Source organism: Serratia sp. CY82433, from assembly GCF_052166535.1.
GTDB classification, from domain to species: Bacteria; Pseudomonadota; Gammaproteobacteria; order Enterobacterales; family Enterobacteriaceae; genus Serratia; species Serratia sarumanii.
In genome coordinates this window covers 1,190,760-1,216,600 of the sequence record NZ_JBJNOR010000001.1, presented here as the reverse complement: position 1 = coordinate 1,216,600, position 25,841 = coordinate 1,190,760, and the positions used below count along the sequence as shown (strand labels likewise).

The following is a 25,841-nucleotide window of genomic DNA, read 5'->3' as shown; positions in this document are numbered from 1 at the left end:
ACATAATGTTCAACAAGAATAAAAAACCGTTTTCGCTGCGTGCCCGCTTCCTGATGGCGACCGCCGGGGTGATCCTGGCGCTGTCGCTCTCTTACGGTTTGGTGGCGGTCGTCGGCTATATCGTCAGCTTCGACAAAACCGCCTTCCGCCTGCTGCGCGGCGAGAGCAACCTGTTCTTCAGTCTGGCACAGTGGAAAGACAACAAGCTCACCATCGCCATTCCCCCCGATATCGATCTCAACTTCCCGACGCTGGTATTTATCTACGACGATAAAGGCAACCTGCTGTGGAGCCAGCGCAAGGTGCCGGAGCTGGAGAAGCTGATCAACAAGGAATGGCTGGAGGAGTCCGGCTTTTACGAAATCGACACCGACACCCGCGTCAGTAGCGAAGTGCTGGGGGACAACCCCAAAGCGCAGGATCAGCTGAAGAATTACGACGATACCGATCAGAACGCGCTGACCCACTCGGTGGCTGTCAACACCTATGCCGCCACGCCTCGCCTGCCGGCGCTGACCATCGTGGTGGTCGACAGCATTCCGCAGGAGCTGCAGCGATCCGACGTGGTGTGGGAGTGGTTCAGCTACGTGCTGCTGGCCAACCTGCTGCTGGTGGTGCCGCTGCTGTGGCTGGCGGCCTACTGGAGCCTGCGGCCGATCAAGGCGCTGGTCAATCAGGTGGGCGAGCTGGAGAACGGCGAGCGCGATCAGCTGGATGAGAACCCGCCCAGCGAGCTGCGCGGGCTGGTGCGCAATCTGAACATTCTGGTGCGCAACGAACGCCAGCGCTACACCAAGTACCGCACTACCCTGTCGGATCTGACCCACAGCCTGAAAACGCCGCTGGCGGTGCTGCAAAGCACCCTGCGCTCGCTGCGCAGCGGCAAACAGACCACCATCGAAGAAGCCGAGCCGATCATGCTGGATCAGATCGGGCGCATCTCGCAGCAAATCGGTTACTACCTGCACCGAGCCAGCATCAACTCCGGCCAGACGGTGCTGACGCGCGAGATCCATTCGGTGCCGGCGCTGCTCGACAGCCTGGTGGTGGCGCTGAATAAGGTTTATCAGCGCAAAGGGGTGGTGATCACGCTGGACATCTCGCCGGAAGTGACCTTTATGGGCGAGAAAAACGACTTTATGGAAGTGATGGGCAACGTGTTGGAAAACGCCTGCAAATACTGCCTGGAGTTCGTGGAGATCACCTCGCTGCACTCCGAGAAAAACCTTACCATCGTTATCGACGACGACGGCCCGGGGATCCCGGAAAGCAAGCGCCAGCTGATCTTCCAGCGCGGCCAGCGGGTGGATACTCTGCGCCCCGGCCAGGGCCTGGGTTTGTCGGTGGCGGCGGAGATCATCGAGCAGTACGACGGCGAAATCGTCATCAGCGACAGCCCGCTCGGCGGCGCGCGCATGCAGGTCACCTTCGCCCGCCAGCACGACACCCACCACAACGAGTAAATTATGCCGCTGCGGCCCCGATCCACGGGGCCAAACTTCCGTTATAATCGCACACAGGCTCACTCCTCTCTCCTGGAATAGAACATGGATTATCAATTAGACCTGGACTGGAACGATTTTTTGCAACGTTATTGGCAAAAGCGTCCGGTGATTCTGAAGCGCGGCTTCAAAAACTTTATCGATCCGATCTCCCCGGATGAGCTGGCCGGGCTGGCGATGGAAAACGAAGTGGACAGCCGCCTGGTCAGCCACCAGGACGGCCGTTGGCAGGTCGCGCACGGCCCCTTCGAGAGCTTCGATCACCTGAGCGAAAACAACTGGTCGCTGCTGGTGCAGGCGGTGGACCACTGGCATGAGCCTTCCGCGGCGCTGATGCGCCCGTTCCGCCAGCTGCCGGACTGGCGGATGGATGACCTGATGATCTCCTTCTCGGTACCGGGCGGCGGCGTCGGCCCGCATCTCGATCAGTACGACGTGTTCATCATTCAGGGCACCGGCCGCCGCCGCTGGCGCGTCGGGGAAAAAACGCCGCTGAAACAGCACTGCCCGCACCCGGATCTGCTGCAGGTGGAGCCGTTCGACGCCATCATCGACGAAGAGATGGAGCCGGGCGACATTCTCTACATTCCGCCGGGCTTCCCGCATGAAGGCTACGCGCTGGAAAACGCGCTCAACTATTCGGTGGGCTTCCGCGCGCCGAACGGCCGCGAGCTGGTGAGCGGCTTCGCCGACTACGTGCTGGCGCGCGAGCTGGGCAGCAAACGCTACGGCGATCCGGACGTTAAACTGCGCGAACACCCGGCGGAGATCCTGCCGCAGGAAGTGGACGCCTTACGGCAGATGATGCTGGATCTGGTGCAACAGCCGGAACACTTCCAGCACTGGTTCGGCGAGTTTATCTCCCAGTCGCGCCACGAGCTGGATCTGGCGCCGCCGGAGCCGCCGTATCAGGCCGGGGAAATCTACGAGCTGCTGCAGCAGGGTGAAGCGCTGCAGCGTCTGGGCGGGTTGCGCGTGCTGCGCGTCGGCGATCGCTGCTTCGTCAACGGCGAGCTGATCGACACCGACCAGCTGCAGGCAGCAGACGCCCTTTGCCAGCACTTCAGCGTCGACGCCGCCCTGCTCGGCGACGCGGTGGACGACCCGTCGTTCCTGGCGCTGCTGACCGCGCTGGTCAACAGCGGCTATTGGTACTTTAACGACTGAGTTCTCGGGGCGACGGCGCCTACTGAATATGTCTACCGGCCCGCTTATGCGGGCCTTTTCTTTGGGGGTAAAAAGTTGGCAACACTTCGACACATGGAAACAAAATATTAATAGTTGTGAAACCTAAACGAAATAATATTAACCTACCTTTTTAACACATTAACGAAATTTCATGGACGATGAAAAATGGAAAATTACGTAATACAAGGAAAGGTCATTAAATTACTACGTATGGACTACCCCAAAGTTAATCATTTTCATACGGATACACGCTTACTTTTAGACAGAACACAAGTATTGATTCAGAATATATCCTTTGAATACAAGCAGTTACTGGAAAATGCAAATCAGGTAATTGAGGATAAAAGGATCCAACCATTACAGCATCGCTTAAGCGCCTATGTGGATCTCGATATATTTCCCAGCGAAAACTCAACAAGCCAGAACGAAGCCATCTTCTATCATCAGTTTTACCCCACTCTTTCCGACATCGTTAACAATAACCTATCATTTATCCAATTCATTGAAAAAATAGGAAGTGAAATAACGAGACGCTCGTTCCCCTTTAGGAAAGCAAATATAAGAACTGTCCCCGATAAGGATGGCAGCTACACTGAATTCATTGATATTTCACTATTAAGCGAATCACTCTCCAACCTGCGAGAGTACGCAAAGGGAAATAGCGATGATAACAAATTATTTCATGCTATCATTTTCGCAGTCATGTTTATGCATATCCACCCTCTGCAAGATGGGAATGGACGCGCCGCCAGAATCCTTTTTAATCTCATGTTACAAATAAAGCCGCTTAGCTACCTCCCTCTTACTGAGCTTTGTCATTTTGCACGTAGTGGTTATGTACTTAGCTTACGCGAAGCCTTTTTATTTTCCGAATGGGACAATATTATTAAGTTTTATTGTAATTGCATCCACCTGCTTTACGACTCTGCAACGAGTGAGTTAACTAGCATGCAGTAAAAATTGCATGCTACTTAGCTAATTTAATGACAATGGAGTATTTATGTTAACTGAAAAAGACATTCTGTTAATCAAGACAACCACCATGACCGATACTCAGGTCGATAAAATCAGTACGCAGCGATAACTGAGCTTGGCATGAAATAGAATTTGTTTATCAAATAATTTTCAAGAGTATGGTGTGGGCCCGCATCATACTGTAAAGAAGATTAAAGGTAAAAAGATGGAAAAAATACTATTTTTATTGAAATATTTCAACAAGTCATCAAGTTACACAGTAAAACGTCAATTTTACACTTTGATTTTAATCTCGGTGATCGCCACATTTTTATTTTCTGTACAACCGGTAATTATGGCTTACCTAATTAATGCCATTGAGGAAAAGGAATTCAGTTTATCTCTTTCCATCATTACCCTTGCTATCAGTTATATCGCCATTATGAGCATGCGAAAGCTCTCTTCAGCATTAAACTTCATATTAATCACATCGCTACGTAACAACATCGTGATCAACATGACTGATAATTATTTTAAAAGCCTTTTCAATTTGAAAGAAGTAAATAGCCATGAAAATACGGGAGATATCACCCAACGTTTAAATCAGGCTATAGATGAATTGACAATTTTACTGAGGAATATCTCACACAACCTACTCCCCCCTCTATTTCAGCTAGGATTCAGCATTTCAATTATTTTATTATCCGGAGACTACCTCGTATCATCACTATTCTTAATTTATTTTATCCTTTACCTTCACACTAAGAAAAAGTTCAACAAAAAAATCTCTGAACTTTACTCTGATTTTTACTCTACCTCGGTAAAAAAGTACAGCATCATCACTGACAGCGTTAAGAACATGGAGGCTGCCAGAGTTTGCAATACATATGAATTTTTATTTAACAGATACAAAACACTCCTTAACAAGATTGAAGATAAACATGAGGCATTACTCAAAACAGATTTCAAACTCTTACTTATTGAAGCATTACTAAGTATCTTTTTCTTCGGCTCATCGTTTTTACTTTCTCTTTATTTTGTTATAAGCAAGGGGATTACCTTAGGTCACTTTGTCATGATAGCCTCTTACATCATGTTATTGGCGACTCCCTTAGAGAACATCGGTTCCATGTATACGGCGATGCAAAAGTCCACAGCATCCTTATATACATTTATTACATCAATCAAGCCGCCGACAACTCAAAACTCACACACCACCGATTTACAAGACACGGCAGTTTCGATCACGCTAAGAGATGTGCAATATTCATATGATAAAAACGGGACATATGCCATTAAAAATATGAACATTGAATTCTCGCACGCTGGTTTTTTCACTTTAACGGGACCTAGCGGAGCAGGAAAAAGCACGTTAGCAAAATTGATTTCAGGTGAACTGGAACCTGATGCGGGAAGGATATATTTAAACAGCAGTGAAATAAATTCACTCTCAATTAAGCAGCGAGCTGAAATAATTTTCCACGTCGCTCAAAATGACTATATATTTATGGATACACTCCGATTTAACCTGCAAATTTCGTGCCCAGATGCCTCTGATGAAAAACTCCTTATGGCTTTGAAGCACGCACAGCTCAATGACCTTCCACTTAATAACTCAACCTCGTTATTGGATCTCAGAATTGGCGACAATGGCATGACATTATCCGGAGGGCAGCGCCAGCGATTATCTTTGGCTCGACTGTTTTTACGTCAACCTAAAATTATCATTTTGGATGAAGTGACTTCATCTCTTGATATCATTAATGAAAGAGAGGTACTGGAAAACATCAAAGCCGCTTATCCATCTTCTATCGTGATTAATATCAGCCATCGACGTTCCACCTTCGATTACTCAGATGAAATCATCGTGCTGGATCAACAAGGCATTGCAGATAGGGGGGAGCTGTCCTCATTGGCTGATAGAAACATCTATATTCAATCCATTCTGCATAAAAATACATTGGACGCCGCTGTCTGAAAGAATCAATACCAAACGCCCCGACAGCATCAGTAGCGTAACCAGGCTCGTCATCCAATGTACCAATCATAAAGTTTTTATCCCTGGCGCGCCTGCGCGCGGTAATCCGCCAGTTCCCCCGCCGTCATGCCCGCCTGCTCCGCCGCCGCGCAAATCTGCCGCCAGGTATTGGCGTCTATCGGTATGCCCTGCTCCAGCCGCGCCGTGCGGTTGGCCTCTTCCCATTCTCCCGGCACCGCGATCGGCTGTTCGCCGCTCGGCGGCGAAGCCTTCACCCAACCGATAAACGCTTCGGCCTCGGCCTGCATTTGCGGGGCGTCGAAGGCCTGAGGATCGAGGATCAGGGTGGTCATGCAGTTGAAGATGGCGTCGCTGTCGGCTTTCAGCGTGGCGTCGTGGGTGGTGCGGCCGCCGGAGAGCGCGCCGCCGAGGATTTCGCACATCGCCGCCAGCGCGTAGCCTTTGTGCAAGCCGAACGGCAGCAGCGAACCGAACGGCGCTTCGTGCATCACCTTCGGTTCGGTAGTCGGCTGCCCGTGTTCGTCGATCAGATAGCCCGGCGCCACCGACAGCCCTTTGTTATAGGCCACCCGGGTTTTGCCGAAGGCGATACCGCTGGTGGCAAAATCCAACAGCAGCGGCGTGCGGCCCGGCCGCGGGAAAATGGCGCAGAACGGGTTGGTGCCGAAGCGGCGATCGCTGCCGCCGAACGGCGCCACCATCGGATCGCCCACCACGTTGACGAAGTGAATCGAGATAAAACCGGCGCGGGCGCACTGCTCCGCCCAATGGCCGATGCGGCCGATATGGTGCGCGTTGTGCAGCGCCACCGCCGCCAGCCCCAGCTTGCCGGCGCGTTCAATGCCCAGCGCCATTGCTTCGCTGGCCACCACCTGACCGAAACCGCGCGCACCGTCGAGCGTCAGCACCGCGCCGGCGTCGCGCACCACTTCGGCGTGCTGATTGAGCTGCAATTGCCCCTGCGCCAACGACGCCATGTAGCTGGGGATCATGCCGACGCCGTGTGAGTCGTGCCCGGCCAGATTGGCCTGCACCAGATGATCGGCCACCAGCTCTGCTTCGCGCGCCGTGCTGCCGGCCTGGCGCCAAATCGCCTGAACGAACTGCGCCAAATGCGGGCTGGCGATACGGTATTCGGTGCTCATCATGCGGTCCTTATGCGTGGGGAATGTGCTTCCACACTATGAGCAACGCCTTGTTGCAGCAAGCGATTATGATAATCGCAAGCGTCCCGTTTACCGCGCCCGCTCGGCGGCCAGCGCCGCGATGCGCATGATCACCGCCACCGCTTGCTCCATGCCTTCCAGCGTCACGAACTCGTGCTTGCCGTGGTAGTTGTAGCCGCCGGTGAACAGGTTCGGGCACGGCAGGCCGCGGAACGACAGCTGCGCGCCGTCGGTGCCGCCGCGGATCGGCTTCATCACCGGTTCGATGTCGCAGTCGCGCATCGCCTGCTGCGCCAGCGCAATCACGTGCGGGTGCTCCGCCACCTGTTCGCGCATGTTGTAATAGCTGTCTTCGATGCTCACTTCGATATAGCAATCGCGCGGCAAGCCTTTGCCGACCTCGCGGGCGATGTCCACCATCTTGCGCTTGCGCGCCTCAAACCCCTCGCGCTCGAAGTCGCGCAGGATATAGTGCATTTCGGCGCGCTCTACGCTGCCCTTGATGCTGCTGAGGTGATAAAAGCCCTGGTAGCCTTCGGTGGTCTCCGGCGCTTCGTCCGCCGGCAGCGCCTGATGAATGCGGGTGGCCAGCGACAGCGCGTTGACCATCACGCCCTTGGCGCTGCCGGGGTGCACGCTGTTGCCGAGGATTTTGATCGTCACCGAGGCGGCGTTGAAGTTCTCGCACTCCAGCTCGCCGACGCCGCCGCCGTCCACGGTATAAGCCCATTCGGCATTGAAGGCCGCCACGTCGAACAGCTGCGCCCCCTTGCCTACCTCCTCGTCCGGGGTGAAGGCTACGCGGATGTCGCCGTGCGGGATTTTGCGCGCACGCAGGCGCACCATGGCGGTGAGGATCTCGGCGATGCCGGCCTTGTCGTCGGCGCCCAGCAGCGTTTTGCCGTCGGTGGTGATCAGGGTTTGCCCCAGCATCTGGTGCAGGATCGGGAACATCACCGGCGACAGCACTTCATCGCCGATGCCGAGCGCGATGTCGCCGCCGCGATAGTTCTCGACGATCTGCGGATTGACGTGTTTGCCGCTGAAATCCGGCGAGGTATCCAAATGGGCGATAAAACCGACCGCCGGCACCGGCCAGGCGACGTTGCCCGGCCAGGTGCCCATCACGCAGCCGTGTTCGCTGAGCGACACCCGCTCGAAGCCGAGCGCGATCATTTCCTGCTGCAACGCACGCGCCAGCTTCAACTGCCCGTCGGTGCTCGGCACATGCTTTACGTTCGCTTTGGACTGGGTGTCGAAAGAGACGTAGTTGAAAAAGCGGTCAAGTAATTTGTCCATGGTAGCGGCCCCTCAGAATATCGCGTTTCATTATGCGGAACCGATCAGGATCAAATATTGCGTCAGGTCATTTTTAACCAGAATTCGCCAATATCATTAATCTTTGTGATGATTTCTGAGGGAAATAACACTGTCATCACAGGGTCATTTGTCGCTATCATGATGAAAAACGCGGCATCTGGGCCGGATCGGCTTTCAATTCCGGCATTCAGCGTCTATCATGCGCGCTCGAAAAATTTCCATTGGCGCAACTGGTTTGAGCTTCATTTGATCAGCGGGCATCCCGCAAGCTCCGGCAGTCTTTTCCAGTTGCGGTTCTATCTGCATTAGCCCACGGGATAGAGTAATACGATAAATGACTGAGACATCCTCTCGAGCACCCCTTGTTGAACTGCATGCCCTGAGCAAAGCGTTCGATGGCAAAACCATCATTGCCGATCTCGAACTGACGATTAACCACGGCGAATTCCTCACCATTCTCGGCCCCTCCGGCTGTGGCAAAACCACGGTGCTGCGCCTGATCGCCGGTCTGGAAGACGCCGATTTGGGCCGCATCGTGCTCGACGGCCAGGACATCACCGCCATTCCGGCCGAGCATCGCCACGTCAACACCGTGTTTCAGAGCTATGCGCTGTTTCCGCACATGTCGGTGTTCGACAACGTCGCCTTCGGCCTGCGCATGCAAAAGGTGCCGGCGGCGGAACTGACGCCGCGCGTCGAAGAGGCGCTGCGCATGGTGCAGCTGGATGCCTTCGCCCAGCGGCGGCCGGGCCAGCTCTCCGGCGGCCAACAGCAGCGCGTGGCCATCGCCCGCGCGGTGGTCAACAAGCCGAAGGTGCTGCTGCTGGACGAATCGCTGTCGGCGCTGGACTATAAGCTGCGCAAACAGATGCAGAACGAGCTGAAGGCGCTGCAGCGCAAGCTGGGCATCACCTTCGTGTTCGTCACCCACGATCAGGAGGAAGCGCTGACCATGTCGGATCGCATCGTGGTGATGCGCGAAGGCCGCATCGAGCAGGACGGCACGCCGCGCGAGATCTACGAAGAGCCGAAGAACCTGTTCGTCGCCAGCTTTATCGGCGAGATCAACATCTTCGACGCGGTGGTTCTGCAGCGCCTCGATCCGCAGCGGGTGCGCGCCAACGTCGAGGGCCGCGAGTGCGACATCTACGCCGATCTGCCGGTGGAGCAGGGCCAAAAGCTGAAGGTGCTGCTGCGCCCGGAAGACCTGCGGGTGGAAGAAGTGAACGACAGCGCGCAGCACGACGGGCTGATCGGCTACGTGCGCGAGCGCAATTACAAAGGCATGACGCTGGAATCGGTGGTCGAGCTGGAGAGCGGCAAAACGGTGATGGTCAGCGAGTTCTTCAACGAAGACGATCCGGACGTCGATCACTCGCTCAATCAGAAGATGGCGGTGACCTGGGTTGAAAGCTGGGAGGTGGTGCTGGCCGATGAAGAAATCGCGTAAAGTCTTCCAGAATGTGGTGATCGTCGGCGTCGTCGCCTGGCTGCTGCTGTTCGTGTTCATGCCGAACCTGATGATCATCGCCACCAGCTTCCTGACCCGCGACGACGCCAATCTGGTGCAGATGGTGTTCACGCTGGACAACTACCGGCGCTTGTTCGATCCGTTGTATGCCCAGGTGCTGCTGCACTCGCTGAACATGGCGCTGATCGCCACCCTGTGCTGCCTGGCGATCGGCTACCCGTTCGCCTTTATCCTGGCGCGCTTGCCGCAGAAGGTGCGGCCGCTGCTGCTGTTTCTGCTGATCGTGCCCTTCTGGACCAATTCGCTGATCCGCATCTACGGCCTGAAGCTGTTTCTCAGCACCCGCGGCTATCTCAACGACGCGCTGCTGTGGATCGGCGTCATCGACAAGCCGCTGCGCATCATGTACACCTCGGAAGCGGTGATCCTCGGCCTGGTGTATATCCTGCTGCCGTTTATGGTGATGCCGCTCTACTCCAGCATCGAAAAGCTCGATAAGTCCTGCCTGGAGGCGGCGCGCGATCTCGGCGCCGGCAAGCTGCAGACCTTTATCCGCATCATCGTGCCGCTGACCATGCCGGGCATTATCGCCGGCTGCCTGCTGGTGGTGCTGCCGGCGATGGGGCTGTTCTTCGTCGCCGATCTGATGGGCGGCGCCAAGAATCTGCTGATCGGCAACGTGATTAAAAGCCAGTTCCTCAATATCCGCGACTGGCCGTTCGGCGCGGCCACCAGCATCTGCCTGACGCTGGTGATGGGGCTGTTGCTGCTGGTCTATTACCGGGCCGCCCGCCTGCTGAACAAGAAGGAGGATCTGGCATGATCGGACGTCTGCTGCGCGGCGGCTTTATGGCGCTGGTATACGCCTATCTGTATATCCCGATCGTCATCCTGATCGTCAACTCCTTCAACGCCTCGCGCTTCGGCATCAGTTGGCAAGGAGCTACCACCCAGTGGTACAGCACGCTGCTCAACAACGACAGCCTGCTGCAGGCCGCCGGCCATTCGCTGACCATGGCGGTGCTCTCCGCCACCTTCGCCACGCTGATCGGCTCGCTGACCGCGGTGGCGCTGTACCGCTACCGCTTCCGCGGCAAGCCGTTCGTCGGCGGCATGCTGTTCGTGGTGATGATGTCGCCGGACATCGTGATGGCCATCTCGCTGCTGGTGCTATTCATGCTGCTGGGCATTTCGCTCGGCTTCTGGTCGCTGCTGTTCTCGCACATCACCTTCTGCCTGCCGTTCGTGGTGGTGACCGTCTACGCGCGCCTGAAAGGCTTCGACGTGAAGATGCTGGAGGCCGCGCGCGATCTCGGCGCAAGCGAGTTCACCATTCTGCGCAAGATCATCCTGCCGCTGGCGATGCCGGCGGTGGCGGCCGGCTGGCTGCTGAGCTTCACCCTGTCGATGGACGACGTGGTCGTCTCCTCCTTCGTTACCGGGCCGAGCTACGAGATCTTGCCGCTGAAGATCTATTCGATGGTGAAAGTCGGCGTCTCGCCGGAGGTCAACGCGCTGGCCACCATTTTGCTGCTGCTGTCGCTGGTGCTGGTGATCGCCAGCCAGTGGGTGATGCGCGATCGCGCGCCCAAGGCCGAATAATCCTCCCCGCCGGGCGCTGCGGCGCCCGGTTGTGATCCCCTTCACAATCGGCACCGGTTGTCACTCCCTGACCATCGGTGCCTATTTCCGCCCCGCCGATTGCAGCGGCGAAAACTTCCCCCTATAACTGAATCCAGGCAAGGTGCCTTATTTTTTCTCGCTTCCAGGGAGTTTATTCAGCAACGTCGTCATCCATTAAAATATAAAAAGGAACTGCCATGAAAGGTATTATCGATAATATCTTAAGCAAGCTGCAGCTTTTCTCCAAAGCCATGATGGGGCCGATATTTTTCCTGCCGGTGATCGGTCTGATTCTGGCGCTCAGTTCTATTCTCACCAATGCCACACTTATCAATGAACATTCCGCCGTGTTCTCTATCGGTAAAATGATCGGCGATACCTTCTGGCCGTTATTCGGCAATCTCGGGCTGATTTTCTGCATCGGCATTACCTACGGCCTGGCCAAAGACAAAAAAAGCGAAGCGGCGCTGGTTGCGGTGATGTGCTTTATCATGTTCCTCGGCGCCAATTCGTCTTATCTGCAACTCAGCGGCCACGTCGCGGCCAAGATCAACGGCGAATATTACGGCACCGGGCAGACTGAGCTGCTGGGCTTTACCGTGGTGGATATGGGCATTTTTCTCGGTCTTATCCTCGGCGTCACCATCGCCTGGGTGCACAACCGCCTGTGCAACGTCGAGCTCAACGGCGTGTTCTCGGTCTACGGCGGCGCCAAACTGGTGCTGATCGCCATGACGCCGATCATCATGCTGTACGCCGTCGCCTTCAGCTACCTGTGGCCGGCCATCTCACAGGGCCTGATCGCGCTGACCGGCTTTATGAAAAGCTCCGGCTCGCTCGGGGTTTTCGTCTACGGCTTCTTCGAAAAATTCCTCATCCCCACCGGGCTGCACCACTTTATCTGGTCGCCGTTCCAGCTCACCAGCATCGGCGGTTCGATCGTGCAGGACGGCCAGACCGTCTCCGGCTCGCAGGCAATTTTCCTGGCCTATATGCGCGACCCGAGCATCTCGCCGCTGATGAACGAGGCGCTGCGCTTCTCGCAGCAAGGGATGGTGACCATCTTCGGCCTGTCGGGCGCGGCATTGGCTTTCTATCACACCGCCAAACCGGAAAAGAAAATGCTGGCCAAGGCGATTCTGATCCCGGCCATCACCACCTCGATCCTGGTCGGCATCACCGAGCCGATAGAGTTCACCTTCCTGTTTATCTCTCCGCTGCTGTGGGTGATCCACGCCGTGTTGACCGCGCTGTCGCAGGTGGCCTGCAACCTGTTCCAGGTGCGCCCCTGGGGCGCCAGCGGGCTGGTCGAGTTCCTGGCCTACAACCTGCCGCTGCCGGTCTCCCTCACCCGCTGGCCGCTGTATGTGGTCATCGGCCTGGTGCAGTTTGCGGTGTATTACCTGGTGTTCAAAACGCTGGTGCTGAAGCTCAATCTGAAGACGCCGGGCCGCGAAGATGATCAGGACGTCAAACTCTATTCCAAACAGGATTACCGGAACCGCAAAAATAACCCGGACGAACTGAGCGGCATCATTATTCGCGCGCTGGGCGGCAAGGAAAACATTATTTCCGTCGACAACTGCTTCACCCGGCTGCGGGTGGAATTAAAGGATATGGCGCGGGTGGATGAAGCCGCGTTGAAAAGCACCGGCGCCAAAGGCGTGGTGAAGAATCGCCGTGAAGTGCAGGTGATTTACGGCGTCACGGTCAGCAAGGTCAAAAATCAGGTAGAGAAATATTTAGCGGCACTCTAACGCTTTATTAATGGGAGATATCGAATGAAATTAACCGTTCTCGGCGGCGGCGGCGTGCGTTCCCCGTTCCTCGCCAAATCCATCGCCTATAACGCCCATCGCATCGGCATTACCGAAGTGGTGTTTATGGATACCGATGAGCGCCATCTGGCGATCTACGGCGCCCTCGCGCAGGGCGTATTCCAGCGCATTCGCGGCGACATTGCTTTCAGCCTCAGCAGCGATGCGCGCCAGGCGCTGCAAGGCGCCGACTACATCATCACCACCCTGCGCATCGGCGGCGAGGAAGGCCGCATCCATGACGAGCGCATCGCGCTCAATCACCAGTTGCTCGGGCAAGAAACCACCGGCGCCGGCGGCTTCGCCATGGCGATGCGTTCGATTCCGGCGATCCTCGACTATTGCCGCCTGATCGAGCAGCTTTCCTCGCCGGACGCGGTGTTGTTCAACTTCACCAATCCTTCCGGCATGGTGACCGAGGCGATCATCAAATCCGGCTTCCAGCGCCGGGTCTACGGCATCTGCGACGCCCCCAGCGAGTTCATCCGCGAACTGGCCGAGCTGCTGGACTGCCGCGAAGACCAGCTGAGCGTCGACTGCTTCGGCCTCAATCACCTTTCCTGGTTCCGCAATGCACGCGTCAACGGCGAGCCGGTCACGGAACGGTTGCTGGCGGATCCGCGCCTGTATCGCGAAACCTGCATGAAATACTTCTCGCCGGAGCTGGTGGCGCTGTCGGACAACCTGATGCTCAACGAGTATCTCTACTATTACTACTACCGTGAGCAGGCGATCGCCGCCATCGTCGAGGGCGGCGAGACCCGCGGCGAACAAATTGCGGCGATCAACCGCCAAATGCTGTCGGCGTTGGGCGAGCTGGACATCCCCCGTCAGTTGGAGCATGCCTTCTCTGTCTACTTCAGCCATTACCTGCAGCGCGAAAATTCCTATATGCAGCGCGAGTCCAGCCAGGGCAAGGTGAAAACGCGTGAGATGCTGACGCTGCAACAGTTTATCGAACAGCCTGACAGCGGCGGCTATGCCGGGGTGGCGATCGATATTCTGGAGGCGGTCAACAGCGGCCGGCAAAAACGCGTGGTGGTATCGATGCAAAACCGCGACACGCTCGATTTTCTGCACCCGGAAGACGTGATCGAAATCAGCTGCGAATTGAGCAGCGCCGGCATTCAGCCGGTCAAAATGCGCGATATTCCCGACACCCAGAAGAACCTGATTTCGCAGGTGAAAGAGTACGAACGGCTGGCGGTGGCGGCGATCCTGACCGGTAACCGCCAGTTGGCCATCAAGGCGCTGATGGTGCACCCGTTGGTCAACTCCTACTCGCTGGCGAAAACGCTGGTGGAGGAGTACCTGCAGGCCCACCGTCAGTATGCCGGGCACTGGCGCTAAACGGCGCGGCGCGGCCGTCAGCGGCCGCGTCGTTCAAACCAGGCGGTGATCACATTCTCGAATCCCAACAGACAGTGGCCGAAAAACGGATTGGGATAGTAGATATCGTGATCGTATTTTTGCCGGTCCTCAAACAGAAAGGTCATGTCGGCCTGCTGCGCCAGCGGGCTGTCGCCGTCGCCGCAGAAGGCCGCCAACAGGATGCGGTTACGCTTCACCGCCTCGCTCCAGCTCAGCGCCGAGCCGCTGTTGCCCGACTTTGAAATCACGATCACCATATCGAAGCGAAAGCGCGTCTCACGGTCAAGAATGTCGAAATCCGGCCACAGCGACAGGTAACTGTCTACGCCCAGCGTCATAAACTTGTTGTACATATACTGCGCCACCAATTGCGAAAAACCGCTGCCGTGGATCAGGATCTTGCCGCTGTCGAGCAGATCGAGAAACTGCGCCGGCGGTGCCGCCGGCGTAGCGCGCTCCGCCTGATAGGCCGGCGCCATCGTCAGGTTGAATTTGATGAAATAGACCAGTTCGAGATAGCCGCGAAAGCCCAGCTTTTTGGCCAGCCGCACCAGCGTCGAGGGGGAACTGTAGCAGCGTGCGGATACCGCGCGGATGCCGTCGTCGATGCAGGCGTCCGGATTATCGAGAATGCAGTGCAAAATCGTCAGATCCGTCTTGCTGAGCTCCGCCTGGCTGAAGACCTGTTTGAAATTCATCGCCGCCCTCGTTTATTCGCCAAAATTATTGTTTCGCACGCGCTTCACCGCCTGTCCAGCGCGAGACAATCAAATTGTGATGCGCTTTAAGCCGCCAAACCCCTTGATTTGCCTGCGGGATAACCGCCTTTACCCACCCCGCCCCGCCCCCTATAATGGCCCCTTTCTGGGGTATGGCGCGGCCGAAAACGGCGGCTCATACGGGTTCGGCTCACGACTGCTGAAGGATACGCTGCATGAAAAAGTGGTCACATCTGCTCGCAGCCGGGATGATGGCGCTGAGTATCTGCTCTGCAAACGCCTCTGACGGCAAAACACTGTATTTCTATAACTGGACTGAATACGTCCCGCCGGGGCTGCTGGAGCAGTTCACCAAGGAAACCGGCATCAAGGTGATTTATTCCACCTATGAATCCAACGAAAGCATGTACGCCAAGCTCAAGACCTACAAAGACGGCGCGTACGATCTGGTGGTGCCTTCCACTTACTTCATCGCCAAGATGAGCAAGGAAGGCATGCTGCAAAAAATCGACAAGAGCAAGCTCAGCCACTTCAAGGATCTCGATCCTACCCTGCTGAACAAGCCGTTCGATCCCAACAACGACTACTCCATCCCCTACATCTGGGGCGCTACCGCCATCGGCGTCAACAGCGACGAGCAGGATCCCTCTACCGTTACCGCCTGGGCCGATCTGTGGCAGCCGCAGTACAAGGGCCGCCTGCTGCTGACCGACGACGCGCGCGAAGTGTTCCAGATGGCGCTGCTCAAGCTGGGCTATTCCGGCAACACCACCGACCCGAAAGAGATCGAAGCCGCCTATCACGAACTGCAGAAATTGATGCCGAACGTGCTGGCCTTCAACTCCGACAACCCGGGCAACCCGTTTATGGAAGGGGAAGTCAACGTCGGTATGGTGTGGAACGGTTCGGCCTTCGTGGCGCGCCAGGCCGGCACGCCGCTGGAGATCGTCTGGCCGAAGGAAGGCGGGATCTTCTGGATGGACAGCCTGGCCATTCCGGCCAACGCGCGCAACGTCGAGGGGGCGCTGAAGCTGATAGACTTCCTGCTGCGGCCGGAAATCGCGGTGCAGGTGGCGGAAACCATCGGTTACCCGACGCCGAACCTGGCGGCGAAGAAACTGCTGTCGCCGGAGATCGCCAACGACAAGTCACTCTACCCGGACAAGGCGGTGATTGAGCACGGCGAGTGGCAAAACGACGTCGGCGACGCCAGCACGCTGTATGAAAGCTACTTCCAAAAGCTGAAAGCCGGGCGCTAATACGCCCCGCCATCCCATCAGGGCGCGCAGTGCGCCCTGATGCCTTTCTCAGGGCCTGTCGGCCCGCGCCACCTTGCCCACCAGGAACTTGTGCACAAAGCGCGGCACCACTTCGCTGGCAAGACCGTAGTGCTTCTCGTCGAACTGGCTCTCCACCTGGCTTGGCTCCAGGTTCAGCTCCATCGCGTAGGCGCCGCCCAGCCGCGCCTCATGCACGAAGCCGGCCGCCGGGTAGACGTGGCCGGAGGTGCCGATGGCGACGAAGAAATCGGCCTTGCTCAGCGCCTGGTAAATGTCGTCCATGCCCAGCGGCATCTCGCCGAACCACACCACGTGCGGCCGCAGCGGCGCCGGGAACTGGCAGCAATGGCAACGGTCGTCAACGCTGAGATCGCCGGGCCATTCGAACACCTGCCCCGACTGGGTGCAGCGCACCTTCAGCAGTTCGCCGTGCATGTGCAGCACCCGCTTGCTGCCGGCGCGCTCATGCAGGTTATCGATGTTTTGCGTGACCAGCAGGAAGTTTTCCCCCAGCCACTCTTCCAGATCAGCCAGCGCGCGGTGCGCGGCGTTCGGGGCGATCTCCTCCGTCTGCAGCTGGCGGCGGCGTTCGTTGTAAAACGCCTGCACCAGCGCCGGATCGCGCTGAAAACCTTCCGGCGTGGCGACGTCCTCCACCCGGTGCTCTTCCCATAGCCCATCCGCGGCGCGGAAGGTGCGAATGCCCGACTCGGCCGAAATGCCGGCCCCGGTCAACACCACCACAAACGGCTTTTTCAGCTCGGCCGCCGCCATGGTGTCACGGTGAAAAATGCGTGAACGAAAGCGCTGATGCAGCACATGCTTACTCTTGCGAAACTGACACAGCCGATGGCGAGTGTGCATTAACTCTCTCCTTACTTTTCCCTGTTTACCAAATTGAGGAACGCTGCGCCGCGCACGCCGCCGGCGTCGCCATAGCGCGCCTTCTCGATGCGCGGCAGCCGGGCCACCCGCAGCAGGTGCGCCGGCAACCGCTGCGGCAACGCCTGGTAAATGGCGTCGAAGTTCGACAGCCCGCCGCCGATCACCACCAGGTGCGGATCCAGCACCGTCAGCAGGTTGCCCAGGCAGATCGCCAGCACGTCCATAAAGCGGTCGACGTGAGCCACCGCCTGCGCCTCACCCGCCTGATAATGCGCAATGATCTCGGTGGCGGGCAAGTGCCGGCCATAGAAATGGGCGTACATCCATTCGAAACCGCGGCCCGATATGTAATTTTCAATGCAACCCTGGTGGCCGCACCCGCAGGCGACGCGAGGCACATCACGCCCCAGCACTTCGAGCGCGTCCACCGGCAGGCGCAAATGGCCGAACTCGCCGGCGATATAGTTGCGCCCAGGCACCGTCTTGCCATCGACGATCAGGCCGCCGCCAACGCCGGTGCCGAGGATGATGCCCAGCACCGTCGGGTAGCGGCGAAACTCGTCGTCCCAGGCCTCCGACAGCGCAAAGCAGTTGGCGTCGTTGTCGACGCGCACCTCGCGCCCGATCAGCGCCGCCAGATCGCGGGGCAACGGCCGCCCCATCGCCGCCGGCACGTTGGCGGTAAACAGCGTGCCGTCATCGTCATTGGGCAGGCCCGGAATGCCGATGCCGACGCTGCCGCGCCGGCCACAGAACGCATCCGCCTCGAGGGTCAGATCGCCCAGCGTGGCCAGCAGTTGCCGGTAGTCTTCACGCGGCGTCGGCACCCGTTTTTGCCAAATGCGCTGCAGGTTGTCGTCGAATACCCCCAGCTCAATCTTGGTGCCGCCCATATCGAAACCGTAGTACATAACCCATCCCCAGGCTAAAAAAACGGGGCGGCATCGCTGCCTCCCCGTAGGTTTTATTGTCCGCTGAGCACCCGCGCCGGATCGATGCGGCTGGCGCGCCTCGCCGGATACCAACTGGCCAACAGGCTCAGCACGATGGCGGTCGCCAGCACGATCAGCACGTCCAGCCAGTGCAGCTCGGAAGGCAGGAAGTCGATGAAGTAGATATCGCCCGACAGGAAGGAGTGGCCGACCAGTTTCTCGATGCCCCGGATAATGTTGGTCAGCTGCAGCGAGGCGATCACCCCGATCACCACGCCGCTCAGGCTGCCCAGCAGCCCGGCCAGCAGCCCGTACCAGATGAAGATGGCGCGGATAAAGCCGTCTTTGGCGCCCAGGGTGCGCAGCACCGCGATGTCGGCGCTTTTGTCTTTCACCGCCATCACCAGCGTGGACACGATGTTGAAGCAGGCCACGCCGATCACCAGCACCATCGCCAGGTACATGATGGCGCGGATCATCTGGATATCGCGGTACATGTAGCCGTATTTGCCGATCCAGCTCTTGATGTAAATGTAGGCGTTGGTCACTTCGCCGGCGTCGCGCACCAGTTTGTTGGCGGCAAACACGTCGTTCATCTTGAGGGCGATACCCGTGACGCTGTCACCCATGTCGAGATACTGCTGCGCATCGGCCAGCGGCACCAGCGCCAGGCTGTGATCGAGCTGGCCGCTGAGCTGCAAAATGCCGGTCACGTGCAGACGGATGCGCTTCGGCTGCAGCAGCTTCATTTCCGGGTCGCTGTTGGGGATCATCACCGTCACATAGGCGCCTTGCTTCACGCCCAGCGCGTCGGCCACGCCCTTGCCAAGGATCACCTGCTGTTCGCCGGCCTTGAAGTTGGCCCAGGCATCACCCTGCACATACTGCGGCAGCGCGCTCAGCCGGCTCTCCTGCTGCGGATCCACGCCTTTGACTTCCACCGCGCGCAGCTGCGCGCCGTTCTCCATCAGGCCGGTAAAGTTGATGTACGGCGCGGCGGCCACAATGCCCGGCACCTTCTCCACCCGCTGCAGAATCGACGGCCAGCCGCTGAACGGCTGATTGACCGGTTCGAGTTCGCCGTGCGGTACCACCGCCAGAATGCGGTTTTTCAGCTCGCGCTCAAAGCCGTTCATCGCGCTCAGGCCGACGATCAACACCGCTACCCCCAGCGCGATACCGATGGTGGAGATGACCGAAATCAGCGACACCATGCCGCCGCGTTTACGGCCGCGGCTGAAACGCAGGGCCGTCAGGAAGGACAGTGAGGCTCCCGCCATTACTCGGCCCCCATCAGGGTCAGTTGCGCCTGCAGGTGGCCGTCGGCCATTTCCAGCTGGCGGCTCAGGCGCTTGGCCAGCTGCAGATCGTGCGTCACCACCAGAAAAGCGGTGCCCTGACGCACGTTCAGCTCGCCCAGCAGATCGAAGATGCTGTCCGCGGTGCGTTTGTCCAGGTTGCCGGTCGGTTCGTCCGCCAGCACCAGCGCCGGATTATTGACCAGCGCGCGCGCGATCGCCACGCGCTGACGCTCGCCGCCGGAAAGCTCGGACGGGCGGTGTTTGCTGCGTTTTTCCAGCCCGACCGCCCCCAGCATCTCCCGCGCCTTCTCCTGCGCCTGCGCCGGCTTGGCGCCGCCGATCAGCAGCGGCATGGCGGCGTTTTCCAGCGCGGTGAAGTCCGGCAGCAGATGGTGAAACTGATAGATGAAGCCGAGCTGGCGGTTGCGCAGCTCGGCCTTGGCCGCCGAAGACATGGCGTTCAGCGATGCGCCCTTGAAGATCACCTCGCCGGAGGTCGGCGAGTCCAGCCCGCCCAGCAGGTGCAACAGGGTGCTCTTGCCGGAACCCGAGCTGCCGACGATCGCCATCATCTCGCCCTGCGGCATGGCAAAGCTGACGTTGCGCAGCACGTCGGTGTGCAGATTGCCTTCCTGATAGGTCTTGCACAGGTTGTCACACTGCAGCAAAAGATGGTTACTCATAACGTAAAGCCTCAGCGGGTTGTACGGCGGCAGCGCGCCATGAAGGATAAAGCGTGGACAACAGGGAAACCGCCATCGCCACCACGGCGATGATCGTCACCTGCAGCGGATCGACCGCCACCGGCAGCGAAGCGCCGTCGATCAGGGCGCCGAGGATCGGCATCAGGTTATTCAGGTTGGTGGCCAGCAGCACGCCGAGCAGCGTGCCGAGCAGCGAGCCGATGATGCCGGCGCTGGCGCCCTGCACCATAAACACCGACATGATCTGGCGGCGGGTCAGCCCCTGGGTCTGCAGAATGGCGACCTCGCCCTGCTTCTCCATCACCAGCAGGCCGAGCGAGGTAATGATGTTAAACGCCGCCACCGCCACGATCAGGCTGAGCAGCAGCCCCATCATATTCTTCTCCATGCGCACCGCCTGGAACAGCTCGCCCTTGCGATCGCGCCAGTCTTTCCAGACCGTGCCCGCCGGCAACGGCTGTTGGCTGAGGGTATCGACCGCCAGCGGCTGCTGCAGGAACAGGCGCCAGCCGGTGATGTTGCCGGCCGGGTAGCGCATCAGGCGCGAAGCGTCCTGTTGGTTGACCAGCAGCTGATAGCCGTCCACCTCGCTGTTGGCGTGGAAGGTGCCGATGAGGGTGAACAGGCGCTGGCTGGGAATGCGGCCCATCGGCGTGAACTGGCTGGCGCTCGGCACCATCACGCGCAGCGAATCGCCGCGTTTGACGCCGAGTTGCCCCGCCAGCTGTTCGCCGATGATGATGTTGTATTGGCCCGGCTGCAGCTGCTGCTGCTTGACGTTGACCAGATACGGGGTCAGCGGATCGGCCTCGTCGGGATTGACGCCGAGCATCACCCCGACCGCCACGCTGCGGGCGCTTTGCAGCACCACGTCACCGGTGGTCAGCGGCGCAACGCGCGTGACGCCCTGCAGCTTCTGCACCTCGGAGGCCGGCAGCTGCTGCGGGTTGACCGATCCTTGCGGGCTGGTGATCAACGCCTGCGGCATCAGGCCGAGGATGTTGTTCTCCAGATCCTTTTCGAATCCGTTCATCACCGACAGCACGGTGACCAACGCCATCACCCCCAGCGTAATGCCGATGGTGGAAAGCCAGGAAACAAACCGCCCGAAGCGGTCTGAGGCTCGCCCGCGCATGTAGCGCAGGCCAATGAATAACGCGACAGGTTGATACATGAAATCCGTTTGATAGCCGTGGCTTAAGCAAAGTGATCATGGATGATAAAGGCTCTCCCTCGTTTAGGGAACACCCGACGGCCTTTTATTGCGTGGCGCAGAGGAGAACGGCGGCGGCAGATGAGCGCAATATTGACCCGTCGCCGCAAAAAGTCGACGGCGTCAACCGGTTAAATAATCGGCAAAAAAGCGATGAGCAGCGCTTTTTGCTGTGTCAGTTTGCCGGCCGCTGGGCTACTATAAACAGCATAAAGGCGCTGGGTTATCCGTGCCGGAACGCCCTCTAACACATTGATTAAAGATACCTGAATGAGCACTTCCGATAGCCGTAACCGTTCCTCATCCCCTCGTTATTCTCTGCCCGATCGCGCAGGCGATCTGCGCCAGCTGGGGCAACTGACCGGCGCGGCCTGCGCCGTGGAGTGCGCCGAGATCGTCGAACGCCACCCTGGCCCGGTGATGCTGATCGCGCCGGACATGCAAAACGCCCTGCGGCTGCGCGACGAGATCCAGCAGTTCACCGACCAGATGGTGACCACGCTGTCCGACTGGGAAACCCTGCCGTATGACAGCTTCTCGCCGCATCAGGAAATCATCTCGGATCGTTTGTCGAGCCTGTATCATCTGCCGACCATGGCGCGCGGCGTGATCATTTTGCCGGTCAATACCCTGATGCAGCGCGTCTGCCCGCACGAGTTCCTGCACGGCCACGCGCTGGTGATGAAGAAAGGCCAGCGCCTGTCGCGCGACAAGCTGCGCGCGCAGCTGGAACAGGCCGGCTATCGCAGCGTCGATCAGGTGATGGAGCACGGCGAATTCGCCACCCGCGGCGCGCTGCTCGATCTTTACCCGATGGGCAGCGATGAGCCTTACCGCATCGACTTTTTCGATGACGAAATCGACAGCCTGCGCATCTTCGACGTCGATACCCAGCGCACGCTGAGCGAAGTCGAGGCCATCAATCTGTTGCCGGCCCACGAGTTCCCCACCGACAAGAACGCCATCGAGCTGTTCCGCAGCCAGTGGCGCGAGCAGTTTGAGGTACGCCGCGACGCCGAGCACATCTATCAGCAGGTCAGCAAAAGCGCCTGGCCAGCCGGCATCGAATACTGGCAGCCGCTGTTCTTCAGCCAGCCGCTGCCGTCGCTGTTCAGCTACCTGCCGGCCAACACGCTGATCGTCAATACCGGCGATCTGGAGGGCGCCGCCGAGCGCTTCTGGCAAGACGTCAACCAGCGTTACGAAAGCCGCCGCGTCGATCCGATGCGCCCGCTGCTGGCGCCGGATACGCTGTGGCTGCGCGTCGACGCGCTGTTCGGCGAGCTGAAGGCCTGGCCGCGCATCGCGCTGAAAACCGATGAGCTGCCGGCCAAGGCCGGCAATACCAATCTGGACTACCATGCCCTGCCCGATCTGGCGGTGCAGGCGCAGCATAAATCCCCGCTGGATAACCTGCGGCGCTTTATCGAAGGCTTCGACGGCAGCGTGATTTTCTCCGTCGAGAGCGAGGGGCGGCGTGAAACGCTGCAGGATCTGCTCGGCCGCATCAAGCTGGCGCCGGCGCTGATTCAGCGCCTCGATCAGGCGGAAACGGCGGGCCGTTACATGATGGTCGGCGCCGCCGAACACGGCTTCCTCGACGGCCTGCGCCGGCGGGCGCTGATCTGCGAAAGCGATCTGCTCGGCGAGCGCGTCAGCCGCCGCCGGCAGGACAACCGGCGCACCATCAACACCGATACCCTGATCCGCAACCTGGCGGAGCTGCATCCCGGCCAGCCGGTGGTGCACCTGGAGCACGGCGTCGGCCGCTACGTCGGCCTGACCACGCTGGAGGCCGGCGGCATCAAGGCCGAGTACCTGATCCTCTCCTACGCCGGTGAGGACAAGCTGTACGTGCCGGTTTCTTCGCTGCATCTGATCAGCCGCTACGCCGGCGGCGCGGACGAAAACGCGCCGCTGCACAAACTGGGCGGCGACGCCTGGACGCGCGCGCGGCAGAAAGCGGCCGAGCGGGTGCGCGACGTGGCGGCGGAGCTGCTGGATATCTACGCCCAGCGCGCCGCCAAAGCCGGTTTCGCCTTCAAACACAACCGCGAACAGTACCAGCTGTTCTGCCAGAGCTTCCCGTTCGAAACCACGCCGGATCAGGAACAGGCGATCAATGCCGTATTGAGCGACATGTGTCAGCCGTTGGCGATGGATCGCCTGGTGTGCGGCGACGTCGGCTTCGGCAAAACCGAAGTGGCGATGCGCGCCGCCTTCCTGGCGGTGGAAAACGGCAAGCAGGTGGCGGTGCTGGTGCCGACCACCCTGCTGGCGCAGCAGCACTTCGACAACTTCCGCGATCGCTTCGCCACCTGGCCGATCCGCATCGAGATGATGTCGCGCTTCCGCAGCGCCAAAGAGCAGCAGCAGGTGCTGGACGACGCGGCAGAAGGCAAGGTGGACATCATCATCGGCACCCACAAGCTGTTGCAGAGCGATCTGCGCTGGAAAGACCTGGGGCTGCTGATCGTCGATGAGGAGCACCGCTTCGGCGTGCGCCACAAGGAGCGCATCAAGGCGATGCGTGCCGACGTCGATATCCTGACGCTGACCGCCACGCCGATCCCGCGTACCCTGAACATGGCGATGAGCGGCATGCGCGATCTGTCGATCATCGCCACCCCGCCGGCGCGCCGCTTGGCGGTGAAGACCTTCGTGCGCGAATACGACAGCCTGGTGGTGCGCGAGGCGATCCTGCGCGAAGTGCTGCGCGGCGGCCAGGTTTACTACCTCTACAACGACGTCGAAAACATCGAGAAAGCGGCGCAGCGCCTGGCGGAGCTGGTGCCGGAAGCGCGCATCGCCATCGGCCACGGCCAGATGCGCGAGCGTGATCTGGAACGGGTGATGAACGATTTCCACCACCAGCGCTTCAACGTGCTGGTGTGCACCACCATCATCGAAACCGGCATCGATATTCCCAGCGCCAACACCATCATCATCGAGCGCGCCGATCGCTTCGGCCTGGCGCAGCTGCACCAGCTGCGCGGCCGCGTCGGGCGCTCGCACCACCAGGCTTACGCCTATCTGTTGACGCCAAACCCGAAAGCCATGGGCACCGACGCCCATAAACGGCTCGAGGCCATCGCGTCGCTGGAAGATCTCGGCGCCGGTTTCGCGCTGGCGACCCACGATCTGGAGATCCGCGGCGCCGGCGAACTGCTGGGCGAAGACCAGAGTGGCCAGATGACCACCGTCGGCTTCTCGCTCTACATGGAGCTGCTGGAAAGCGCCGTCGATGCGTTGAAAAATGGCCGCGAACCGTCGCTGGAAGATCTCACCAGCAGCCAGACCGAGGTGGAACTGCGCATGCCGACGCTGCTGCCGGAAGATTTCATTCCCGACGTCAATACCCGCCTGTCGCTGTACAAGCGCATCGCCAGCGCGAAGAGCGACGGCGAGCTGGATGAGCTGAAAGTCGAGCTGATCGACCGCTTCGGTCAGTTGCCGGACGCGGCGCGCAACCTGTTGCAGTGCGCGGCGCTGCGCCTGCATGCGCAGAAGCTGGGCATCAAACGCATCGAGAGCAACGAGCGCGGCGGCTTTATCGAGTTCGGCGACAACAACCGCGTCGATCCCGGTTATCTGATCGGCCTGTTGCAGGGCAATCCGCAGGTTTACCGCCTGGACGGCCCGAGCAAGCTGAAGTTCACGCTCGATCTGGCCGATCGCCAAAAACGCCTGGCGTTCACCGAAGAGCTGCTGGACGCCTTCCGCGAACACACGCTGGCGGCCTGAGGCCACGCGCCCCGCTCGCCGGGGCGCACGCTCCCATCCCCGGCTGCGGCCGGGCGGTTCTATCTTATCGCCAAGCCTTCTATCCCTCCCCAGGCGCTTCAGGCTACTCTGTGCCCTGTGTTATCGGGGGAGAACCGCATGAATATCGACGATGAACTGCAGGCGCTCAGCGAACAGGAAGCGACGCTGGCCTTTACCCATTTTGATGCCGCCACCGCCTGGGAACTGGGCGCGGCGCTGAAAACCGCCGCCGAGCGGCGCGGCCTGAGCATCGCCATCGAGATCCAACTGGCCGGGCAAACGCTGTTTTATTACGCCATGCCGGGCGCCACGCCGGACATCGCCGACTGGGTGCGGCGCAAGCGCAATCTGGTGAATCATTTTCACAAAAGCTCTTACGCCATCGGCCTGCGCCTGCAGCAGCGGCAAACGTCGCTGGAGGAACGCTACGGGCTGAGCGTGCGCGACTATTCGGTGCACGGCGGCGCCTTCCCGCTCACCCTGACCGGCCTCGGCTGCGTCGGCAGCATCAGCATTTCCGGCGCGCCGCAGAAGGAAGATCACCAGCTGCTGGTAAGCACTTTAGCCCACTTTCTCGGCTTATCCCTTCCCGCGCTCCACTAGCCGTTAAAACCTCGATTATTCCTTTCCT

Annotated in this window: 23 protein-coding genes; 15 read left to right on the top strand and 8 right to left on the bottom strand. The window is 59.1% G+C overall.

The window, feature by feature from the left end; genetic code table 11:
* Positions 1 to 5: 5 nt before the first annotated feature.
* The 4 genes from phoQ (at position 6) to ACJ8PI_RS06025 (ending at position 5,622) form a co-directional block, all read left to right on the top strand.
* Positions 6 to 1,463, top strand: coding sequence for a two-component system sensor histidine kinase PhoQ (gene phoQ, locus ACJ8PI_RS06040; protein ID WP_033638202.1), 1,458 nt, complete (start codon positions 6 to 8; stop codon positions 1,461 to 1,463).
* 84 nt (positions 1,464 to 1,547) lie between these two features.
* Positions 1,548 to 2,669 carry a ribosomal protein uL16 3-hydroxylase gene (locus ACJ8PI_RS06035; RefSeq protein ID WP_004941161.1) on the top strand — a complete coding sequence of 374 codons (1,122 nt, stop codon included), beginning with the start codon at positions 1,548 to 1,550 and terminating at the stop codon, positions 2,667 to 2,669.
* A 186-nt stretch (positions 2,670 to 2,855) separates the two neighbouring features.
* Positions 2,856 to 3,647 carry a Fic family protein gene (locus ACJ8PI_RS06030; protein ID WP_164134146.1) on the top strand — a complete coding sequence of 264 codons (792 nt, stop codon included), beginning with the start codon at positions 2,856 to 2,858 and terminating at the stop codon, positions 3,645 to 3,647.
* A 223-nt stretch (positions 3,648 to 3,870) separates the two neighbouring features.
* Positions 3,871 to 5,622 carry an ATP-binding cassette domain-containing protein gene (locus ACJ8PI_RS06025; protein ID WP_164134145.1) on the top strand — a complete coding sequence of 584 codons (1,752 nt, stop codon included), beginning with the start codon at positions 3,871 to 3,873 and terminating at the stop codon, positions 5,620 to 5,622.
* Between the two features lie 77 nt (positions 5,623 to 5,699).
* Here the strand turns inward: ACJ8PI_RS06025 and ACJ8PI_RS06020 are convergent, their stop codons facing one another.
* Positions 5,700 to 6,788: a malate/lactate/ureidoglycolate dehydrogenase gene (locus tag ACJ8PI_RS06020; RefSeq protein ID WP_164134171.1), complete on the bottom strand. Its 1,089-nt coding sequence runs from the start codon at positions 6,786 to 6,788 to the stop codon at positions 5,700 to 5,702.
* Positions 6,789 to 6,878: 90 nt separating this feature from the next.
* Entirely contained in the window at positions 6,879 to 8,108 is a 1,230-nt protein-coding gene (pepT, locus tag ACJ8PI_RS06015) for a peptidase T (protein WP_004941154.1), read from the bottom strand.
* Between the two features lie 57 nt (positions 8,109 to 8,165).
* On the opposite strand from pepT, the gene ACJ8PI_RS06010 reads away from it, so the two are divergent.
* The 6 genes from ACJ8PI_RS06010 (at position 8,166) to ACJ8PI_RS05985 (ending at position 14,390) form a co-directional block, all read left to right on the top strand.
* On the top strand, positions 8,166 to 8,438 hold the full coding sequence (locus ACJ8PI_RS06010; RefSeq protein WP_101456414.1) for a hypothetical protein: 273 nt from the start codon (positions 8,166 to 8,168) through the stop codon (positions 8,436 to 8,438).
* A gap of 25 nt (positions 8,439 to 8,463) precedes the next feature.
* The gene (gene potA / locus ACJ8PI_RS06005) at positions 8,464 to 9,579 is read left to right on the top strand and encodes a spermidine/putrescine ABC transporter ATP-binding protein PotA (protein ID WP_041034747.1); all 1,116 of its coding nucleotides are present in this window, start codon (positions 8,464 to 8,466) and stop codon (positions 9,577 to 9,579) included.
* Complete coding sequence (gene potB, locus ACJ8PI_RS06000; protein ID WP_033646379.1) at positions 9,563 to 10,423, top strand: spermidine/putrescine ABC transporter permease PotB; 861 nt, start codon at positions 9,563 to 9,565, stop codon at positions 10,421 to 10,423. The genes potA and potB overlap by 17 nt, the downstream gene beginning before the upstream one ends.
* The gene (gene potC, locus ACJ8PI_RS05995) at positions 10,420 to 11,202 is read left to right on the top strand and encodes a spermidine/putrescine ABC transporter permease PotC (RefSeq protein WP_033638190.1); all 783 of its coding nucleotides are present in this window, start codon (positions 10,420 to 10,422) and stop codon (positions 11,200 to 11,202) included. The genes potB and potC overlap by 4 nt, the downstream gene beginning before the upstream one ends.
* A gap of 218 nt (positions 11,203 to 11,420) precedes the next feature.
* Positions 11,421 to 12,980, top strand: a complete 1,560-nt coding sequence (locus ACJ8PI_RS05990; RefSeq protein WP_049235122.1) for a PTS transporter subunit EIIC — start codon at positions 11,421 to 11,423, stop codon at positions 12,978 to 12,980.
* Positions 12,981 to 13,004: 24 nt separating this feature from the next.
* Positions 13,005 to 14,390 (top strand): family 4 glycosyl hydrolase, encoded by a 1,386-nt coding sequence (locus ACJ8PI_RS05985; RefSeq protein ID WP_033646380.1) that lies wholly within the window; start codon positions 13,005 to 13,007, stop codon positions 14,388 to 14,390.
* Positions 14,391 to 14,407: 17 nt separating this feature from the next.
* On the opposite strand, the gene ACJ8PI_RS05980 is transcribed toward ACJ8PI_RS05985, so the two are convergent.
* Complete coding sequence (locus tag ACJ8PI_RS05980; protein WP_033638186.1) at positions 14,408 to 15,109, bottom strand: MurR/RpiR family transcriptional regulator; 702 nt, start codon at positions 15,107 to 15,109, stop codon at positions 14,408 to 14,410.
* Between ACJ8PI_RS05980 and ACJ8PI_RS05975 the strand changes: the two genes are divergently transcribed.
* Together ACJ8PI_RS05975 and potD are read left to right on the top strand one after the other, a co-directional pair.
* Positions 15,099 to 15,416 carry a hypothetical protein gene (locus tag ACJ8PI_RS05975; RefSeq protein WP_125460748.1) on the top strand — a complete coding sequence of 106 codons (318 nt, stop codon included), beginning with the start codon at positions 15,099 to 15,101 and terminating at the stop codon, positions 15,414 to 15,416. The two genes, ACJ8PI_RS05980 and ACJ8PI_RS05975, sit on opposite strands and share 11 nt — an antisense overlap.
* On the top strand, positions 15,346 to 16,389 hold the full coding sequence (gene potD / locus ACJ8PI_RS05970; protein WP_033638184.1) for a spermidine/putrescine ABC transporter substrate-binding protein PotD: 1,044 nt from the start codon (positions 15,346 to 15,348) through the stop codon (positions 16,387 to 16,389). Before ACJ8PI_RS05975 ends, potD begins: the two co-directional genes overlap by 71 nt.
* A 48-nt stretch (positions 16,390 to 16,437) precedes the next feature.
* Here the strand turns inward: potD and cobB are convergent, their stop codons facing one another.
* The 5 genes from cobB to lolC are packed head-to-tail and all read right to left on the bottom strand — an operon-like array spanning position 16,438 to position 21,406.
* Positions 16,438 to 17,274 (bottom strand): Sir2 family NAD+-dependent deacetylase, encoded by an 837-nt coding sequence (gene cobB / locus ACJ8PI_RS05965; protein WP_033638183.1) that lies wholly within the window; start codon positions 17,272 to 17,274, stop codon positions 16,438 to 16,440.
* 11 nt (positions 17,275 to 17,285) lie between these two features.
* Positions 17,286 to 18,206, bottom strand: a complete 921-nt coding sequence (nagK, locus tag ACJ8PI_RS05960; protein ID WP_041034741.1) for an N-acetylglucosamine kinase — start codon at positions 18,204 to 18,206, stop codon at positions 17,286 to 17,288.
* Positions 18,207 to 18,259: 53 nt separating this feature from the next.
* A complete protein-coding gene (lolE, locus tag ACJ8PI_RS05955; protein WP_033646382.1) occupies positions 18,260 to 19,507 on the bottom strand; it encodes a lipoprotein-releasing ABC transporter permease subunit LolE in 1,248 nt (415 codons plus the stop codon).
* The gene (gene lolD / locus ACJ8PI_RS05950; protein ID WP_164134144.1) at positions 19,507 to 20,211 is read right to left on the bottom strand and encodes a lipoprotein-releasing ABC transporter ATP-binding protein LolD; all 705 of its coding nucleotides are present in this window, start codon (positions 20,209 to 20,211) and stop codon (positions 19,507 to 19,509) included. The genes lolE and lolD overlap by 1 nt, the downstream gene beginning before the upstream one ends.
* A complete protein-coding gene (gene lolC, locus ACJ8PI_RS05945; RefSeq protein ID WP_039566510.1) occupies positions 20,204 to 21,406 on the bottom strand; it encodes a lipoprotein-releasing ABC transporter permease subunit LolC in 1,203 nt (400 codons plus the stop codon). The genes lolD and lolC overlap by 8 nt, the downstream gene beginning before the upstream one ends.
* 38 nt (positions 21,407 to 21,444) lie before the next feature.
* Between lolC and ACJ8PI_RS05940 the strand changes: the two genes are divergently transcribed.
* The 3 genes from ACJ8PI_RS05940 to ACJ8PI_RS05930 all read left to right on the top strand — a co-directional run bounded on the left by ACJ8PI_RS05940 (position 21,445) and on the right by ACJ8PI_RS05930 (position 25,813).
* Positions 21,445 to 21,693, top strand: coding sequence for a hypothetical protein (locus tag ACJ8PI_RS05940; protein WP_048321471.1), 249 nt, complete (start codon positions 21,445 to 21,447; stop codon positions 21,691 to 21,693).
* Positions 21,694 to 21,715: 22 nt separating this feature from the next.
* Positions 21,716 to 25,189 carry a transcription-repair coupling factor gene (gene mfd / locus ACJ8PI_RS05935; protein WP_164134143.1) on the top strand — a complete coding sequence of 1,158 codons (3,474 nt, stop codon included), beginning with the start codon at positions 21,716 to 21,718 and terminating at the stop codon, positions 25,187 to 25,189.
* A 138-nt stretch (positions 25,190 to 25,327) separates the two neighbouring features.
* Positions 25,328 to 25,813 (top strand): heme-degrading domain-containing protein, encoded by a 486-nt coding sequence (locus ACJ8PI_RS05930; RefSeq protein ID WP_047567963.1) that lies wholly within the window; start codon positions 25,328 to 25,330, stop codon positions 25,811 to 25,813.
* Positions 25,814 to 25,841 lie beyond the last annotated feature (28 nt).

Excerpts from the sequence above, each read along its gene's own strand:
- phoQ (WP_033638202.1), top strand. The coding sequence starts at position 6 with ATGTTCAACAAGAATAAAAAACCGTTTTCGCTGCGTGCCCGCTTCCTG.
- ACJ8PI_RS06035 (WP_004941161.1), top strand. The coding sequence starts at position 1,548 with ATGGATTATCAATTAGACCTGGACTGGAACGATTTTTTGCAACGTTAT.
- ACJ8PI_RS06030 (WP_164134146.1), top strand. The coding sequence starts at position 2,856 with ATGGAAAATTACGTAATACAAGGAAAGGTCATTAAATTACTACGTATG.
- ACJ8PI_RS06025 (WP_164134145.1), top strand. The coding sequence starts at position 3,871 with ATGGAAAAAATACTATTTTTATTGAAATATTTCAACAAGTCATCAAGT.
- ACJ8PI_RS06020 (WP_164134171.1), bottom strand. The coding sequence starts at position 6,788 with ATGAGCACCGAATACCGTATCGCCAGCCCGCATTTGGCGCAGTTCGTT.
- pepT (WP_004941154.1), bottom strand. The coding sequence starts at position 8,108 with ATGGACAAATTACTTGACCGCTTTTTCAACTACGTCTCTTTCGACACC.
- potA (WP_041034747.1), top strand. The coding sequence starts at position 8,464 with ATGACTGAGACATCCTCTCGAGCACCCCTTGTTGAACTGCATGCCCTG.
- potB (WP_033646379.1), top strand. The coding sequence starts at position 9,563 with ATGAAGAAATCGCGTAAAGTCTTCCAGAATGTGGTGATCGTCGGCGTC.
- potC (WP_033638190.1), top strand. The coding sequence starts at position 10,420 with ATGATCGGACGTCTGCTGCGCGGCGGCTTTATGGCGCTGGTATACGCC.
- ACJ8PI_RS05990 (WP_049235122.1), top strand. The coding sequence starts at position 11,421 with ATGAAAGGTATTATCGATAATATCTTAAGCAAGCTGCAGCTTTTCTCC.
- ACJ8PI_RS05985 (WP_033646380.1), top strand. The coding sequence starts at position 13,005 with ATGAAATTAACCGTTCTCGGCGGCGGCGGCGTGCGTTCCCCGTTCCTC.
- ACJ8PI_RS05980 (WP_033638186.1), bottom strand. The coding sequence starts at position 15,109 with ATGAATTTCAAACAGGTCTTCAGCCAGGCGGAGCTCAGCAAGACGGAT.
- potD (WP_033638184.1), top strand. The coding sequence starts at position 15,346 with ATGAAAAAGTGGTCACATCTGCTCGCAGCCGGGATGATGGCGCTGAGT.
- cobB (WP_033638183.1), bottom strand. The coding sequence starts at position 17,274 with ATGCACACTCGCCATCGGCTGTGTCAGTTTCGCAAGAGTAAGCATGTG.
- nagK (WP_041034741.1), bottom strand. The coding sequence starts at position 18,206 with ATGTACTACGGTTTCGATATGGGCGGCACCAAGATTGAGCTGGGGGTA.
- lolE (WP_033646382.1), bottom strand. The coding sequence starts at position 19,507 with ATGGCGGGAGCCTCACTGTCCTTCCTGACGGCCCTGCGTTTCAGCCGC.
- lolD (WP_164134144.1), bottom strand. The coding sequence starts at position 20,211 with ATGAGTAACCATCTTTTGCTGCAGTGTGACAACCTGTGCAAGACCTAT.
- lolC (WP_039566510.1), bottom strand. The coding sequence starts at position 21,406 with ATGTATCAACCTGTCGCGTTATTCATTGGCCTGCGCTACATGCGCGGG.
- ACJ8PI_RS05940 (WP_048321471.1), top strand. The coding sequence starts at position 21,445 with ATGGATGATAAAGGCTCTCCCTCGTTTAGGGAACACCCGACGGCCTTT.
- mfd (WP_164134143.1), top strand. The coding sequence starts at position 21,716 with ATGAGCACTTCCGATAGCCGTAACCGTTCCTCATCCCCTCGTTATTCT.
- ACJ8PI_RS05930 (WP_047567963.1), top strand. The coding sequence starts at position 25,328 with ATGAATATCGACGATGAACTGCAGGCGCTCAGCGAACAGGAAGCGACG.